At 67.4% G+C, this 13,196-nt stretch carries 11 protein-coding genes and 1 pseudogene; 5 read left to right on the forward strand and 7 right to left on the reverse strand.

Going from position 1 to position 13,196, the window contains the following annotated elements; all coding sequences use genetic code 11:
* Positions 1 to 319 precede the first annotated feature (319 nt).
* On the forward strand, positions 320 to 1,675 hold the full coding sequence (locus ACI8U3_RS06120; RefSeq protein ID WP_415013973.1) for a tyrosine-type recombinase/integrase: 1,356 nt from the start codon (positions 320 to 322) through the stop codon (positions 1,673 to 1,675).
* A gap of 38 nt (positions 1,676 to 1,713) precedes the next feature.
* Here the strand turns inward: ACI8U3_RS06120 and ACI8U3_RS06125 are convergent, their stop codons facing one another.
* From ACI8U3_RS06125 to ACI8U3_RS06145, 5 genes are all read right to left on the reverse strand, one after another.
* The gene (locus tag ACI8U3_RS06125) at positions 1,714 to 2,013 is read right to left on the reverse strand and encodes a hypothetical protein (RefSeq protein ID WP_415013974.1); all 300 of its coding nucleotides are present in this window, start codon (positions 2,011 to 2,013) and stop codon (positions 1,714 to 1,716) included.
* Positions 1,955 to 2,428, reverse strand: a complete 474-nt coding sequence (locus tag ACI8U3_RS06130) for a hypothetical protein (protein WP_415013975.1) — start codon at positions 2,426 to 2,428, stop codon at positions 1,955 to 1,957. The genes ACI8U3_RS06125 and ACI8U3_RS06130 overlap by 59 nt, the downstream gene beginning before the upstream one ends.
* Before the next feature lie 10 nt (positions 2,429 to 2,438).
* Positions 2,439 to 2,792 (reverse strand): hypothetical protein, encoded by a 354-nt coding sequence (locus ACI8U3_RS06135; RefSeq protein WP_415013976.1) that lies wholly within the window; start codon positions 2,790 to 2,792, stop codon positions 2,439 to 2,441.
* Positions 2,767 to 3,303 (reverse strand): helix-turn-helix domain-containing protein, encoded by a 537-nt coding sequence (locus ACI8U3_RS06140; protein ID WP_415013977.1) that lies wholly within the window; start codon positions 3,301 to 3,303, stop codon positions 2,767 to 2,769. The genes ACI8U3_RS06135 and ACI8U3_RS06140 overlap by 26 nt, the downstream gene beginning before the upstream one ends.
* A gap of 67 nt (positions 3,304 to 3,370) precedes the next feature.
* A complete protein-coding gene (locus ACI8U3_RS06145; protein WP_415013978.1) occupies positions 3,371 to 3,748 on the reverse strand; it encodes a helix-turn-helix domain-containing protein in 378 nt (125 codons plus the stop codon).
* Between the two features lie 307 nt (positions 3,749 to 4,055).
* Here ACI8U3_RS06145 and ACI8U3_RS06150 point away from each other — a divergent pair, with 307 nt between their 5' ends.
* The 4 genes from ACI8U3_RS06150 to ACI8U3_RS06165 all read left to right on the forward strand — a co-directional run bounded on the left by ACI8U3_RS06150 (position 4,056) and on the right by ACI8U3_RS06165 (position 10,973).
* Positions 4,056 to 4,562 (forward strand): RNA polymerase sigma factor, encoded by a 507-nt coding sequence (locus tag ACI8U3_RS06150; RefSeq protein ID WP_415013979.1) that lies wholly within the window; start codon positions 4,056 to 4,058, stop codon positions 4,560 to 4,562.
* An 8-nt stretch (positions 4,563 to 4,570) separates the two neighbouring features.
* Positions 4,571 to 5,563 (forward strand): FecR family protein, encoded by a 993-nt coding sequence (locus tag ACI8U3_RS06155; protein ID WP_415013980.1) that lies wholly within the window; start codon positions 4,571 to 4,573, stop codon positions 5,561 to 5,563.
* Between the two features lie 62 nt (positions 5,564 to 5,625).
* A complete protein-coding gene (locus ACI8U3_RS06160) occupies positions 5,626 to 8,589 on the forward strand; it encodes a TonB-dependent receptor domain-containing protein (protein WP_415013981.1) in 2,964 nt (987 codons plus the stop codon).
* 104 nt (positions 8,590 to 8,693) lie between these two features.
* On the forward strand, positions 8,694 to 10,973 hold the full coding sequence (locus ACI8U3_RS06165) for an alpha/beta hydrolase family protein (protein WP_415013982.1): 2,280 nt from the start codon (positions 8,694 to 8,696) through the stop codon (positions 10,971 to 10,973).
* A gap of 48 nt (positions 10,974 to 11,021) precedes the next feature.
* On the opposite strand, the pseudogene ACI8U3_RS06170 reads toward ACI8U3_RS06165, so the two are convergent.
* Both ACI8U3_RS06170 and ACI8U3_RS06175 read right to left on the reverse strand, forming a co-directional pair.
* Positions 11,022 to 12,647, reverse strand: a pseudogene (locus ACI8U3_RS06170) (asparagine synthase-related protein); the annotation flags it as partial.
* Positions 12,647 to 13,180, reverse strand: a complete 534-nt coding sequence (locus ACI8U3_RS06175) for a lasso peptide biosynthesis B2 protein (RefSeq protein ID WP_415013983.1) — start codon at positions 13,178 to 13,180, stop codon at positions 12,647 to 12,649. The pseudogene ACI8U3_RS06170 and the gene ACI8U3_RS06175, both read right to left, overlap by 1 nt.
* Positions 13,181 to 13,196: the final 16 nt, after the last annotated feature.

Below are 13,196 nucleotides of genomic sequence, written 5' to 3' on the forward strand. Positions count from 1 at the left end.
CCCAATCGCAGCGAACGCCGTCGCCGGCGCCCCACTAGCTACCCCACCGCAGAATCGCGGAGGGGTCACAGCCATCTCAGGATTTCCCAGCGGTTTCAACAGTCTTGCTCTTCGGGGCGCAATTTTACCCGATTTGCCCCCCCGGTGGCCGTTCGTAGGGGTCACAGAACGAACCCCAAAAGCCGCAACTACCTGTTTTATACGGCTTTCACAGAAGCGGAAAAGGCGATCCGCTGGGACAAATTCGCCAAAACCGTACGGGCCATTCAGGGGGTCACAGGAGAAAGGGCGTCAGGGGTCGAAAGCAAAGGAGCCGACCATGCCCGCATCCCGCCCCCTCTCCGCCGATCGGCAGATCGCCGCCCTGAAACCCCGCGCCAGTCCCTTCGAGGCAGCCGTCGGCGGGGCGAAAGGCCTCTATGTGCGCGTGTTCGCCTCAGGCATGCGCAAGTTCGAATTTCGCTACACCAGTCCCGAGGGCGCCCGCCGGCGCATGGTGCTGGGCGCCTGGCCGGATCTGTCGCTGGCAGAAGCCCGCCTGAGGGCAGCCGAACTGCGGCAGTCGGTTCACGACCGCGGCGACCCGGCAGCGGAGCGGGCGGCGCAAAAGCTTCAGGCCAGGACCGGAGAAACCCTCGCGGAACTGGCAGAAGCTTACTGGACCGCAGCGGCGCGGGGGCTTCACGGCGGCCGCCGCCGCCCCAAGCGCGAGGCGACCATAGACAAGGAACGGGCCTGGTGGCGAACGCACATCGCCAAGGATCTGGGTCACCGCCGCTATAAGGAACTGAGACGCGCAGACATCCGCGTTTTCATGAACGGACTGGTGCTGAACAGCCGCCTGTCTCCCGCAAGCATCGCCTCTCTCGGCGCCCTGGTTCAGGCGATCCTTCAGTACGCCGTGCTGGAGGAAAAACTCGACGCCAATCCCGCCGCGGGCCTGGCCCGCCCCCTGGCGCTCACGCCGAGGGACCGGCTTTTTTCCGACTCGGCCATGGGCGCGATCTGGCAGGCGGCCGGCGCGGCCGTGTCTCAGCCGGACCCGGGCCGCAGCCCCCGCGCGCAGCTCTCCCCGGAGATGGGCCTGGCCATTCAGTTTCTCATCCTCACCCTCACCCGGCGGACCGAAACCGCCGGCGCCAGATGGTCCGAGTTCGACATGCGGGCCGGCCTGTGGACCATCCCGGCGGGCCGCACCAAGGCGCTCCACGTTCATGTGGTGCCGCTGACCGGACCCATGGTGGCCGTTCTTGAGCAGATGCGGCGGCGCAATCCTTCACGGGCGGCTGTCTTCCCTCCCCTGCGCGGCGGCGGCGATCATCTGGACCCGCACGCGATCACGCGCGCGTTCTCCAGGATCTGCGAACAGAACCGCCTGCCCCATGGATCTCCCCACGATGTGCGGCGCACGGGCGTGACCACTCTCATCGGCCGCTACCGCGTCCCGCGCACGGTCGCCGGCCTGCTTCTGGGACATACGATCCGTGAGGGCGCGCCGGTTACGAGCATCTATGACCGCCACACCTATCTGCCAGAGAAATACGAAGCCCTTGAAATCTGGGGCCGGCATCTCGCGCAGCTTGCGGCTCACGGCGGCGGCGGCGCGCCCGGGGGCGCCGTGCAGCCGATCCCGGGCTCTGCAGGAGCGCTCCCCCTGCGGGATCCGCGGAACTGAATCCCGTCCTCAGGAGCCCGTCGGAGGCGCAGCCCGGGTCAGCGCGCCGCCCCGCGGAACAGGGCCCGCCCGGTCAGGCCCGGACCGCCGGCTATATGGCCGAGCCAGTTCCGCAGCGACGCCAGCGCCTGGACATCCAGACCGTCCGAACGCTCGCCCGACTTCAGATTGTCCAGCAGGACCTGGCAGACGATCAGCGCATCCTCGGGCGAGGAGATTTCGCGCCGAAGGATGACTTCCTCACAGGCCTGATAAAGCTCGTCCTGGTGTGCGGATTCATCACCCCCGTTCAGGCGGGGCCAGTGACGGGCGGCTTCTTCGAATGTTGGATGGGGCATAGGTCGCCTCCCTGGCGAACCTTCGGGCGGCCCAGGCTTCCCAGGCGCCGATTAACAGTGTGACGGACAGCAGCAGCCAGACCCCGATCCTCAGGGTGACGCCGGTCCAGACGAAATAGGCTCCGGGCTGAAACCACGGAATGACGAAGGTGATGACGGCGATCAGCTGAAACCCCGCGGCCATAACCAGCCACCAGCGGTCGTAGCGCTCGGCGAGAACCCAGAAGCCGATGAGCATGAGAGCGTCCACGCAGGCCGCTCCGGCCTTCCAGCTGCCCAGAACCACATGATCCACCAGAGGCGTGACGATCAGCGCCCCCGCGAACAAGGCGGCGCCGAGCCGATCCTCTCTGGCGCCGAAGCGCAGAAGCAGCGCGATGGCTATGAGATTGGCCGGAAGCAGAACAGCAGTCATCGGCCGCCGTTCACGCGCCGGCTGAGGCGCGGGTGGGCTGGTCGGGCATCGTCGAGCCGTCCTTGTCTTCCAGCGGGGCGAAGAGATTCCAGTCCATGCCCATGGCTCGCGCGTCCCGCTCGAAATAGCGGTGAGCGTCCACCACATGGCCCCGGGCGGTCAGCAGGCCCTGCAGCGCCGAGGCGAGCCGTTCAGCGCCCTTCTGGCCGACAGCCGCGGCGAGGTTCGCCGTCGTGCGCCCCGCCGAGAGCGTCATGAGCACCTGCCCGCCGCTGGCGATGGCGCGGTCGAGATTGTGTTCGAAGGTCTGCAGTTCGGCGGCCGTGACTGATGCGAAGTCATCGGCCTTGGGATTGCGGTTCATGGGTCACGCCTTCAGCGGTTGATCGAAAAGCGTCGTCCGCAAACCGGTCGATGGAGCCGAAGGCGGTAAGCACCCCGAAACCGGCGATGATCAGCATCAGACCAAACAGGGTCCAGATAAGGATCAGGCCGGTTCGCGAACCCACCCAGCGCGGCGGGGTTCGCAAAGGTCCGAGCGCGACATAGGCCTCATAAAGAGGATTGTAGCCTGGCCCACCGTCTTCGCCCCCCTCCTTGCGGCCGGCGGCGACGAGCGGATCTGGCCCGCTCAGATCCGCCCCGGACATGGGTATGGGTGGATCTGGGTAATTCCGGGCGACGATCGCCGCGGCGGCGTCCCGGCTTCTGGTGCCCAGTTTCTGATAGGCGCTGTGCAGGTGGTTGCTGACCGTCTTGGGCGACATGCCGCGGCCATGCGGGCGAAGCCGCTGGGCGATTTCCTTGTCCGTGAGTCCCTTGCCCGCCAGCACGACACACTGCACTTCGCGCTGGGTCAGGCGATTGTCCTGCATTGTCCCCTCCGTCCGTCAGGCAAGGTAGGAGGAGAAAGCAGCCAGCGTCCAGAGGGTTAGTCCGCGATCAGGCGTCCTGTTTGGGAGCCGAAAGAGCCTGAGCCAGGCCGAGAACCGCATCCTGGTCTCGCCGGGCGAGCCGTTCCCAGGCGGCCAGGAGCTTCTGGGCGGAGGCGTCGATTCCGCTGAGATCGCTGCCGCTGGGAGCCCCATGTTCGCCCATGAGCCAGCCGCAGCTCACGCCCAGAACTTTCGACATCTCGAAAAGACGGGACGCCGAAACCCGGTTGGCGCCCCGCTCGTATTTCTGAACCTGCTGGAAGGTGATTCCGACGCCCTGGCCGAGTTCTGTCTGGCTCAGTCCAAGCGCCCGCCGCCTCAACGCGATACGGGCGCCCACTTCAACGTCGAACGGATGCGGTTGGGTCACTGCGATGCGCGGCATGCTTCACTATACGGTGTGGACGCGCGTCGTCCAAACGGATTGAAGCCGCATGTCCGCCCCGGGCGGCTTTCTCTGTCCGGAAGCGCTTGATCTCAGGCCGCTGCTGAGCGGATAGTAGTCCGGCGCCGCGTGCGGCGCCGAGGCGTGAGAACCTCGCTTGAGACGACTTCGATAAACTTCCGCAGCAGCGGCGTGGCTGGCGCGTATGTCCAGGCCCCCACGGGCTAAAGGCGCCCGCGCATGCCTCAAGCATGTTCTCAACACCCGGTGCTTCGGCCGGGCTCGCCTCGATCAAGGAGGCGAGCCCGTGTCGAAATTCCCTGCTTCACCTCCCGCTCCGGAGGAAGAGAGTCCCGCCGCCGACATCCTGTTCAGAGGTCACGCGGCCTGGCTGCGCAGCATGCTGCGCCGCCGCTTCGAACCGGATCTGGCTGAAGACCTGGTGCAGGACACCTATCTGCGGGTCATCGGCTCCGGCCGCGCCGCCGATATTCGCCATCCGCGGGCCTTCCTCTGGCGGGTCGCCGCAAATCTTGCGGCGGACATGGGACGGCGTCAGTCGCGCCGCCCCTCTGCCGAGCCCATGCGAGACGGCGTGACGGAGCCCGGCTTTCCGGCCGATCAGGCCGAGCAACTGATGCTGAAGCAGATCATACTCGATCTGCCCGAACCGCTCCGTCAGGTTTTCCTTCTGAGCCGCGTTGGCGGGCTGACCTATGAATCCATCGCCCGTCACTTGAATATATCCGTGAAAACGGTCGAATGGCGCATGTCCAAAGCGCTCGCCCGGTGCGCCGAGCGGCTGGAAGACTGAGGCGCCCCATGCACAGACCGAACGCCCGCAGACGGATTCGCGATGAAGCCGCAGAATGGTTCGCGCGCCTGAACGCGCGCACAGTCAGCGTGAGCGATCTGGAAGCGTTCCGGGCCTGGAGAGCGGTCCCTGAGCACCGGACCGCATATGAGGCGGTGGAAACGGCATGGCGGACCGCGGGCGCCCTCAGAGACGACCCGGAGATACAGGCCGCTTTAGCAATCGCCGTGGTGCGCCCTGCAAGAAGACAGCGGGTGAGGCCGGTCTGGGCGTTCGCCGGCGCAGCAGCTGCCGCGGCAGCCGTGATCGCCGGCGTGTGGCTGGGCGCCCGGCCCGATGAGTTCAGCACCGGCATCGGCGAGCGCCGCGTGGTGCGCCTGGCCGACGGCTCTCAACTCCATCTGGATACGGCCAGCGCGGTGACCGTCCGGCTCGGCCGGGAACGGCGCGATCTGGAGCTGGTGCGGGGCCAGGCCCTGTTTCAGGTCGCACCCGATCCCGGGCGGCCCTTCACAGTGCGCGCCGGCGAAGTCCGGGTGACAGCCACAGGCACCCTGTTCGACGTCCGCCGGGCCGGAGAACAGGTGCGGGTCACCCTGGTCGAAGGCGGGGTGACCGTTCAGTCCTCAGCCGGCCGGCCCCGGACATGGCGTCTTGAACCCAGCCAGCAGATTATCGCAGGGTCGGCCGCCGGAGCAGGAGCGGACCCGGTCCACGTCGATACGAGAGCGGCTACCGCCTGGACAGAAGGCCGAATTGAGTTCGATGCGGTTCCGTTGTCGGCGGCCCTGGCCGAAGTGAATCGCTATGAAACGCGGCCGGTCCGCCTGGCGGGCGGCGTGGATCCCCGACTGCCGGTCAGCGGCGTGTTCGACGCAGGTCACGGTCTGGCCTTCGCCGAAGCGGCTGCGCGTATTCACGGCCTGAGGGTCGGCGCGGGGCCCGCCGTCATCCTCCTTGAGCCGCATCCGGACGAAAAATCGGAACGGCCGCCAGGGTGAGCCCGGTCCGCCGGCGTCTTCCCTCACGCCGCGGTTCGCGGCGAATTGAGGGGACCTCGCTGATGACACTAAGACAAATGCTCATGGCCGGGGCGATCGGCCTTGCGCCCGGCGCTTTCACACTCGCCGCCGTGCCGGCCGCCGCCCAGACCGCTCAGGCTGAGCTTAATCTGCCTGCCGGCTCCCTCGACAGTGCGCTGCGCGCGCTGGCAGCCCAGTCCGGCGAGCGCCTCCTGTTCGATCCGTCCGCGGTTGAGGGCTTCACGGTACCCGCGCTGCGCGGACGGATGTCCACCGACGAGGCCCTTCGGCGTCTCCTGACCGGATCGGAGCTCATTGCGGAGCGGACCGGGCGCAATGTTCTGGTGGTCCGCCGCCTGCGCGAGAACCGCGAGCCTTCTCCCGGCGCGACCACTGTCGATGAGATCGTCATCACAGGAAGCCTGATCCGCGGCGCCGGCGGCGGACCTTCGCCGGTGGTGACCCTGGACCGCGATGAGATCGACCGGCAGGGCTACGCCAGCATCGCGCAGGCGCTCCAGGCGCTGCCGCAGAATTTCGGAGGCACCGGCAATGAAGGCGCGCTGCAGACCGGAGCGGACACCAGCGCCTCTAATGTCAGCTACGCCTCGGGCGTAAACCTCCGGGGTCTTGGAAGCGACGCTACCCTGGTTCTGGTGAACGGCAGGCGCATGGCCGGGTCCGGCGCCCGGGCCGACTTCGCCGATATCTCCACCATCCCAACCTCGGCGGTCGAACGCATCGAGGTGCTTCTGGACGGCGCGTCCGCGCTTTACGGGTCAGACGCTGTGGGCGGCGTGGTCAACATCATCCTGCGCCGGGATTTCGAGGGCGGGGAAACACGTATGCGCGCCGGCTCCGTGACCGACGGGCCGAGCGGCGAGTACGGATTCGCGCAAAGCCTCGGAACCCGCTGGGACGGCGGCGGCGGCCTCATCAGCTATGAGTATCTGGACCGGGAAGCTTTGCCCGCCTCCGAACGGGACCGGGCCGGCGACGCCGACCTGCGCCGGTTCGGCGGGGCCGACCGGCGCCACATCTACAGCAATCCCGGCAATATCGTCGCCTACGACCCGGCCGCCGGGGGCTATGTTCCGCTGTTCGCCATCCCCGAAAATCAAAACGGCTCAGGCCTTCAGCCGGGCGATTTCCTGCCCGGCCTGGTCAATCTGGCCAACCAGCGCGAAGGCATGAACGTTCTGGGGCGTCAGACCCGGCACAGCATTTTCGCGGCAGGCCGCCAGGAGCTGGGCGAACGGCTCACCCTCGACGGCGATCTGCGGTGGGGACGGCGAAACTGGGAGAACGCGGGAGCGCCGCCCTCGGCGATGATCACCGTCGATGACCGCAACCCCCACTTCGTCTCTCCAACAGGCGCCGCCTCCCACCAGATCGCCTACTCATTCCGCGATGAGATCGGGCATACCCGGATCTTCGGCGAAACCGAAAATCTGGGGGTCAGCGCTGGCGGCGACCTTCGGCTGCCGGGCGACTGGCGCGCGAGCGTCTATGCCGCCTACGCACGGGAGATCAGCGAAGGCGGCTTCACCAACCAGGTCAATTCCACCTTTCTGAATGAAGCGCTGGGACGTACGCCCGACAACCCGGAAACCCCCTTCAGCGCACCCAGTGACGGATACTTCAATCCCTTCGGCGACGGCGCGGTAAACACCCCCGGGGTGCTGGCGTTTATTTCGTCAGGCCGGTCCCTCTCAATCAACGAATCCGAGGTGACCTCATTCAACCTGCAGGGAGACGGCACGCTGATGCGGCTGCCGGCAGGCGGCGTGCGGCTGGCCATCGGAGCAAACATCCGCCGGGAAGAGCAGCACGACGGCGGCTACTCCTTCACGTCAGGAAATGCGCCCAACGCTTTTACTCCACGCTCTTTTTCCCGTCAGGTCGCTGCGGTCTTCGCGGAGGCTCGCATACCCCTCTTCGGCGAATCCAACCGGCGAGCGGGCCTGGAACTGCTCGAGTTGTCCGTGGCGGGCCGGATTGAGGACTATGAGGACATCGGTTCGACCGCCAATCCCAAACTGGGCGTTGTTTGGGAGCCGGCGGCGGACTGGCGGGTGAGGGCCAGCTGGGGAACATCTTTCCGCGCGCCTGCCCTGGTTGAGCTGAATGACCGGCCTGCGAACAGTCCCAGCCTTCTGCCGCATGGCGACCTTACGACCCTGACCATGCTTCAGTACGGCGGCAATCCCGGCCTTCAGCCTGAGGAGGCGGAATCCTGGACCGCCGGCCTGGAATACCGGCCCCGGTCCCGGCCGGATCTCAGGCTGGGCGCCTCGTGGTTTTCGACAGCCTTTGACCAGCGCATCGGCCGGCCTGTGCTGGATAATATTCTGGGAGCGCTGAGTGATCCGGCGCTGGCGCCGTTCATACGGTTCATCTCCCCCGGTTCGGACCCCGCGGACCGCGCGCTCATCCAGGCCCTGCTCGACGACCCGGCCACGCAGCTTGCCGGCGCATTTCCCGCCGACGCCTACGGCGCTGTCGCTGATGCACGCTATGTGAACACCAACAGCCTGGTGGTGGAAGGTATAGACCTTTCAGGATCCTGGTCATTCTCGCGTGGCGACGATCGTTTCACGCTGGGCAGCTCGGCATCATGGCTCCTGCGCTACGAGACTCAGGCCACGCCGGCCGCGCCGGTGGTCAGCCGCCTGGACACCCCGAACAATCCGCTGGACCTGAGGCTGCGGGCGAGCGCGGACTGGTCAAGAGGCCCTTTGGGCATTGGCCTGACCCTGATCCATGCCGATTCCTACGCCGACCTGGACGGCCGCCCGATTGGCGCCTGGACGACGGCAGATGCGCAGTTGCGCTGGGCGCCGCGGGCCGGCTGGGCCGGCGGAACGAACGTGGCGCTGACCGTGCGCAACCTGTTCGACACCGATCCTCCCTTCTACAACGCGCCTCAGGGCATCGCCTATGACGCCGCCAATGCTGACGTTCTTGGCCGGTTCGTCGCGCTCCAGGTCTCGCGGCAATGGTGAGGCGGCTGATTGGAGCCGCCCTGATCCTCGCTATGTTTTCCGCCGGCTCCGCCGCAGCTCATACGGCAGGTTCCCGGCAGTTCACGGCGGAGACTCTGGTAGGAATGGAGGCGTTCGCAGGCGCTCGCGTCGAACGTTCAGGCCGGTGGGTGGTCTGGGAGCGCCGCGGCCGCTACGACGCGGCCCTGAGTTACCGGTACGGGACGATGACGCCGGATCTGCTTACCGATCTGGTCATCGCCGATGCATCCGGCCACAGGCCCGATCTGGTGATCGGCGCGGATGACGACGCAGGCTACAGGGCCGGCCCCATCTCGCCCGACGGCGCCCGGATGATGATCCACCGTCTCACTGCCGACGGGAGGACGCTCGGCGTCGTCACATTCGAAACAGGAGACGTCACATGGTTCGGCCTTTCGGCGGACCTCGCCGTCCTCGGACGAACGGCCGCATGGCGGAACAATCACGAGATCGCAGCTCTCGTTACCCCGGCCGGGCGGCAGCCGCTCTTCTATCGTCTGGGGTGGGAGACCCAGGCGGTCACAGCGGCCGCGTGGGAGGCCGCTCTGGAAGGAAGCACGGCGACAGGGCTCCAGATATGGAGCGGGCCGCGCCGAGACCGGCGGGCCCAGGCGGCGCCCGGGCGACTGGTCCTGCTCGACCCCGGCAGCGGCAGGGTCCGCACCCTGGCGGAAGGCGAATTCTTCGACCTTGAGATCTCTCCGGGGGGGCGCAGCGCCGCTGTGCTTGAGAACGCGGAAGACCTTCAGCCGGCGGCCGGCCGCCTGACCATCGGCGATCCGACGCGGCGGCGGCGCCTGCGGATGATCGATCTGAGCTCCGGCCGCACGACCGAGCCGATGCCTGATCGCGATGTCATGAGCCACCTGCTGAGCTGGTCGCACGATGGCGAAGATCTGCTCGTGTTCTCAAGACTCCGAGGGGCGCAATGGTCCAGCGGCGACTTTCATGTGGTGTCGAGTGAAGGCGTGGTTTCGGCCCTGAACCTGGCCGGCTCGGCGCCTGCCATCGTGCGTGCGTCCGCAGAGCAGTTTCCGATTGTTCGCGGCGGATGGACAGACACCGGTCCCGCAGTGCTTGTCGAAACTGCGCATGGACAGCAGCGATGGCTTGAAGCCTCCAGCGGCCGCCTCATTGACGCCGACCCCTATGGACGTCTGGTCAGGCCGGAAGGACGCCTAATGTTTGAATCCTCCGCAGGCCTTGGCCGCTGGGGAGAAACGCCACAATCGGGCGTCAGCTTGGCCGAGGACGGATCGGCCTACGACGCGGGAAGCCGCGGACGCTGGAATCCATCGGGGCCCGCCGCCTCAACATTCGCCGGCCCAGGCGGCTGCCTGATCGGTCCGGACCGGGCGGCGCCGGTCTGTCCGGGCCTCTCAGGCCGGCGCGTGGCGGCCGCCGGAGCGACAGCAGTGTTCGTTGAGAGGCAGGCTGACGGCTCCACTGCAGTGCGCATGGCAGGCCCGGCCGGCGGCCGGGTTCTGGGCGTTCTGAACCCGGAACTCGCGAACCTGCAGTGGGGCGAGATCGCCGAAATATCCCACGCCGGCGCTGACGGCGAAGCGCTGAAAAGCTGGCTTCTCCTGCCGCCGGGCGAACCTCCCTCTCAGGGCTGGCCGCTCGTGGTGCTGATCTATCCCGGCCATACACACGAAACGGCGCCGGACATGCTCCGCCCGGGCGCCGCCCGATCGCAGCTCAGCCCCCTCGTCTTCGCGGGGGCCGGATACGCGGTCCTTGTTCCCAGCCTGCCGCTTTCCACCGAGCGTGACGGGACCCTCTCGGACCTTTCTGAGAGGATCGGCGTGGCGCTCGATGCGGCTCTGGCCCGCGGAGGCCTGGATGCGGACCGGGTCGCCCTGATGGGGCACAGCTTCGGCGGACGCGGCGCAATGGTCGCGGCTGCTCGAACTGACCGCTACAGGACCGTTGTGTCCTCGGCGGGTATGGCCGACTACGGTGCCGCAATGCGTGACACGCTGCACTTCTCTGCCGTGCCGTCCGATGGCGTCCTGAGCAATCCCCGCATCGCCTATTTTGAAACGGGTCAGGGCGGCATGGGAGCCCTGCCGTGGGAGTCTCCCGGAACCTACACGGCGGCGAGCCCCCTCTACTACGCCGACGACATTCGCATCCCGGCGCTGCTGATCCACGGCGACCTGGATCCGGTATCGGCGGAGGCAATGTTCGGCGCGCTGTACAGGCTGAACCGTGATGCATCACTGCTCACCTATCGGGGAGAAGGGCACGTCCTGGCGAGCCCGGCCAACATCGTCGACATGCACCGTCGCATCCTGGAGTGGCTCGAAGAACGTCTGAGTCCGCGCGGCCAGCCGGGCGCGCCACTTGCGGAGCCATAGCTCGAGCACCAGCCGAATGAGGATCAGATTATAGGCGCCGTCGGCAATAAGAACGCGCGGGTCGAGGGCCTCATCCAGGCTCCGCCTGTCCAGCAATCCTGCCTGCACGAGTTCGCCGCCGATGAGGAGATCCCGCGCCAGCGGCAGGGTCTGAAGAACCACCTGGCCATAATAAACGCTCAGCTCTCCCTTGCCTTTCCGGCTCAATACCTCCTCCGGAAGCCGATCGGCGAAAATGCTGCGGGCCAGGGCGCGGTCACGTCCACCCCCGACGAGAACATCCACCGGAATGCCGAGCGCCACCTCCATAACCGGTTGGGTCAGCAGCGGGTGCAGCAGTTCCCCTGCCCGCGCGCGAAGGCAGTCGCCGTGGAAGATCTGGGCGTTGACGAGTTGGCGGATCTGACCCCGTTTGGCCGGCGCCAGGTTCTCCAGACCCGCCAGCCAGGGATGAATGCCTGGCCCCGGCGGAGCCGCTCCTTCGGGATCGCGGGGCGGCTGCAGGCCGAAACGATCGCGCAGGGCCTCCGCCCCCACCGCCCAGACGGGACGGCGCGTCCAACGCGCCAGGCGATACAGGAAGCGCGGATCGAGCCCGCGCAGCCCCATGCGCCGCACCCGGTCTGCGGCCACCGCGGGAGTTCCATACTGAAAGAAGACTGCATCTCCACCCTGCCCCGTCAGCAGGGCTCCGGCGCGTCGCCTCATCATCTGTTCAGAGACGTATCCATCATACTCCACATCCAGCCCCTGGAGCGCAGGGCGGAAACCCGAGGCGAGATGCTCGAGGTCAGCAAGCGCCAGAGGCGCAGGCGTCTTGGGCCTTTCTGTCAGCTCAAGGCGGGCCGTGCGGGCGACGGCGCGGGCCCAGGTCCGCTCGTCGCCTTCCGGCTCCCGTCCATGAAAGTTCAGCCACGCAGCCGCGCGATCCTTCAGTCCCTGGGCTTCAGCGCTGGCGGCGACGACCGCAGAGTCGAAGCCGCCGGATATCTCTCCAATGAAAAGCCGATGAGGCGCCAGCAGCTCGCGCACCGCCCCATCGACAGCCGGACGCAGCATCGACGGATCGGCGTGCCTGCCGGCGGCAAGAGCCGGCGTCCAGGCCTGGAACGCGCGCGGGGCGCTCCCCGCTCCAAGTACGAGCCCGCCACCCGGATGAACCGCATGGATGCCGCTGAGCGCCGCCTCGCCCGAAACCGCCGCAGCATGAGCCAGCATGGCGGCGACACGATCCAGATCGACAGCCGCGTCAGGGGGCAGGAGGTCGTCGAGACCTGGGTGGGCCCCGGATGCGGCGACCCACATGCCGCCGCAGCGCCATACAAAAGCATCGAGCGCGCCGGAGGGGTCGCGCAGAACAGTCACCCCCGATCGCAACGGGAGCACGGCCACCCATCGTCCCCAGCCTCCGCTCATCATCCTTTCGGCCCAGACGTTGAGGCCGGCTTCTGCCGGCCGCTGCGCCGGTTCGCCGTGGTATCGGCCTATCAGAGCGCCTGAGGGATTCAGCGTGCGCAGGGGCAGGTCATGCTGAGCGGCGAGCCATACGGCCGGTGATCCGGACGCACAGCGCCAACCCAGCCTTCGCAGGCGCGCTGTCAGCGCAGCCGTCCGCGACCGGCCGGCTTCGGGATTTAGCGGGCCGAACGCCAGCCAGTCGCCCGGTCCCGGCATCAGACCGCAAGGATCGGCGTATAGGCCGCCAACCGCTCCACATCGTCGTTGAGACAGATATCGCCGGCCTGAAGCCAGCAGTGGGCGGCGAACGGCCAGGTTCGGACACCGAACACCCACCGGGCGCGAAGACCGCGGCGCCGGAGAAACGCAGCGAGCAGCGCCGACCGGCGCAGACACGCCCCCTCGAACGGGAGCCACGGGAGTAAATGGGAAAAGGCGGCGGCAGCACGGACTATCGGGGCGGGATCACCTGAAGCTCCCGGAGTCTCCCGCGTCAGGGTCAGCAGCCGCTCGACGGCCGGGTCGCGGCCGAGGCGAGCGAGATCCGTCAACGCCAGGGCGAGGGCGACAAGGTCGCCGGCGCCGGGCTTCACACCGGAATGGTCACGAAGGTCGAGGCGCGGCTGTGGTAGATCGGGGTGCGGCGGAGCTTCAACCGCAGCCGGACCCTCCACCAGGAAGCCGGCTTGCAGGAGCACCTGCCTGGATGGCGCGGACAACTTTTCCTGGCGAAAAGGGCCCGAACTCATAACGGCGTCCGGCAGG

It is taken from the genome of Brevundimonas sp., assembly GCF_047617075.1.
Classification (GTDB): Bacteria; Pseudomonadota; Alphaproteobacteria; order Caulobacterales; family Caulobacteraceae; genus Brevundimonas.

Excerpts from the sequence above, each read along its gene's own strand:
- ACI8U3_RS06135 (WP_415013976.1), bottom strand. The coding sequence starts at position 2,792 with ATGAACCGCAATCCCAAGGCCGATGACTTCGCATCAGTCACGGCCGCC.
- ACI8U3_RS06175 (WP_415013983.1), bottom strand. The coding sequence starts at position 13,180 with ATGAGTTCGGGCCCTTTTCGCCAGGAAAAGTTGTCCGCGCCATCCAGG.
- ACI8U3_RS06140 (WP_415013977.1), bottom strand. The coding sequence starts at position 3,303 with ATGCAGGACAATCGCCTGACCCAGCGCGAAGTGCAGTGTGTCGTGCTG.
- ACI8U3_RS06125 (WP_415013974.1), bottom strand. The coding sequence starts at position 2,013 with ATGCCCCATCCAACATTCGAAGAAGCCGCCCGTCACTGGCCCCGCCTG.
- ACI8U3_RS06130 (WP_415013975.1), bottom strand. The coding sequence starts at position 2,428 with ATGACTGCTGTTCTGCTTCCGGCCAATCTCATAGCCATCGCGCTGCTT.
- ACI8U3_RS06165 (WP_415013982.1), top strand. The coding sequence starts at position 8,694 with ATGGAGGCGTTCGCAGGCGCTCGCGTCGAACGTTCAGGCCGGTGGGTG.
- ACI8U3_RS06160 (WP_415013981.1), top strand. The coding sequence starts at position 5,626 with ATGACACTAAGACAAATGCTCATGGCCGGGGCGATCGGCCTTGCGCCC.
- ACI8U3_RS06155 (WP_415013980.1), top strand. The coding sequence starts at position 4,571 with ATGCACAGACCGAACGCCCGCAGACGGATTCGCGATGAAGCCGCAGAA.
- ACI8U3_RS06120 (WP_415013973.1), top strand. The coding sequence starts at position 320 with ATGCCCGCATCCCGCCCCCTCTCCGCCGATCGGCAGATCGCCGCCCTG.
- ACI8U3_RS06145 (WP_415013978.1), bottom strand. The coding sequence starts at position 3,748 with ATGCCGCGCATCGCAGTGACCCAACCGCATCCGTTCGACGTTGAAGTG.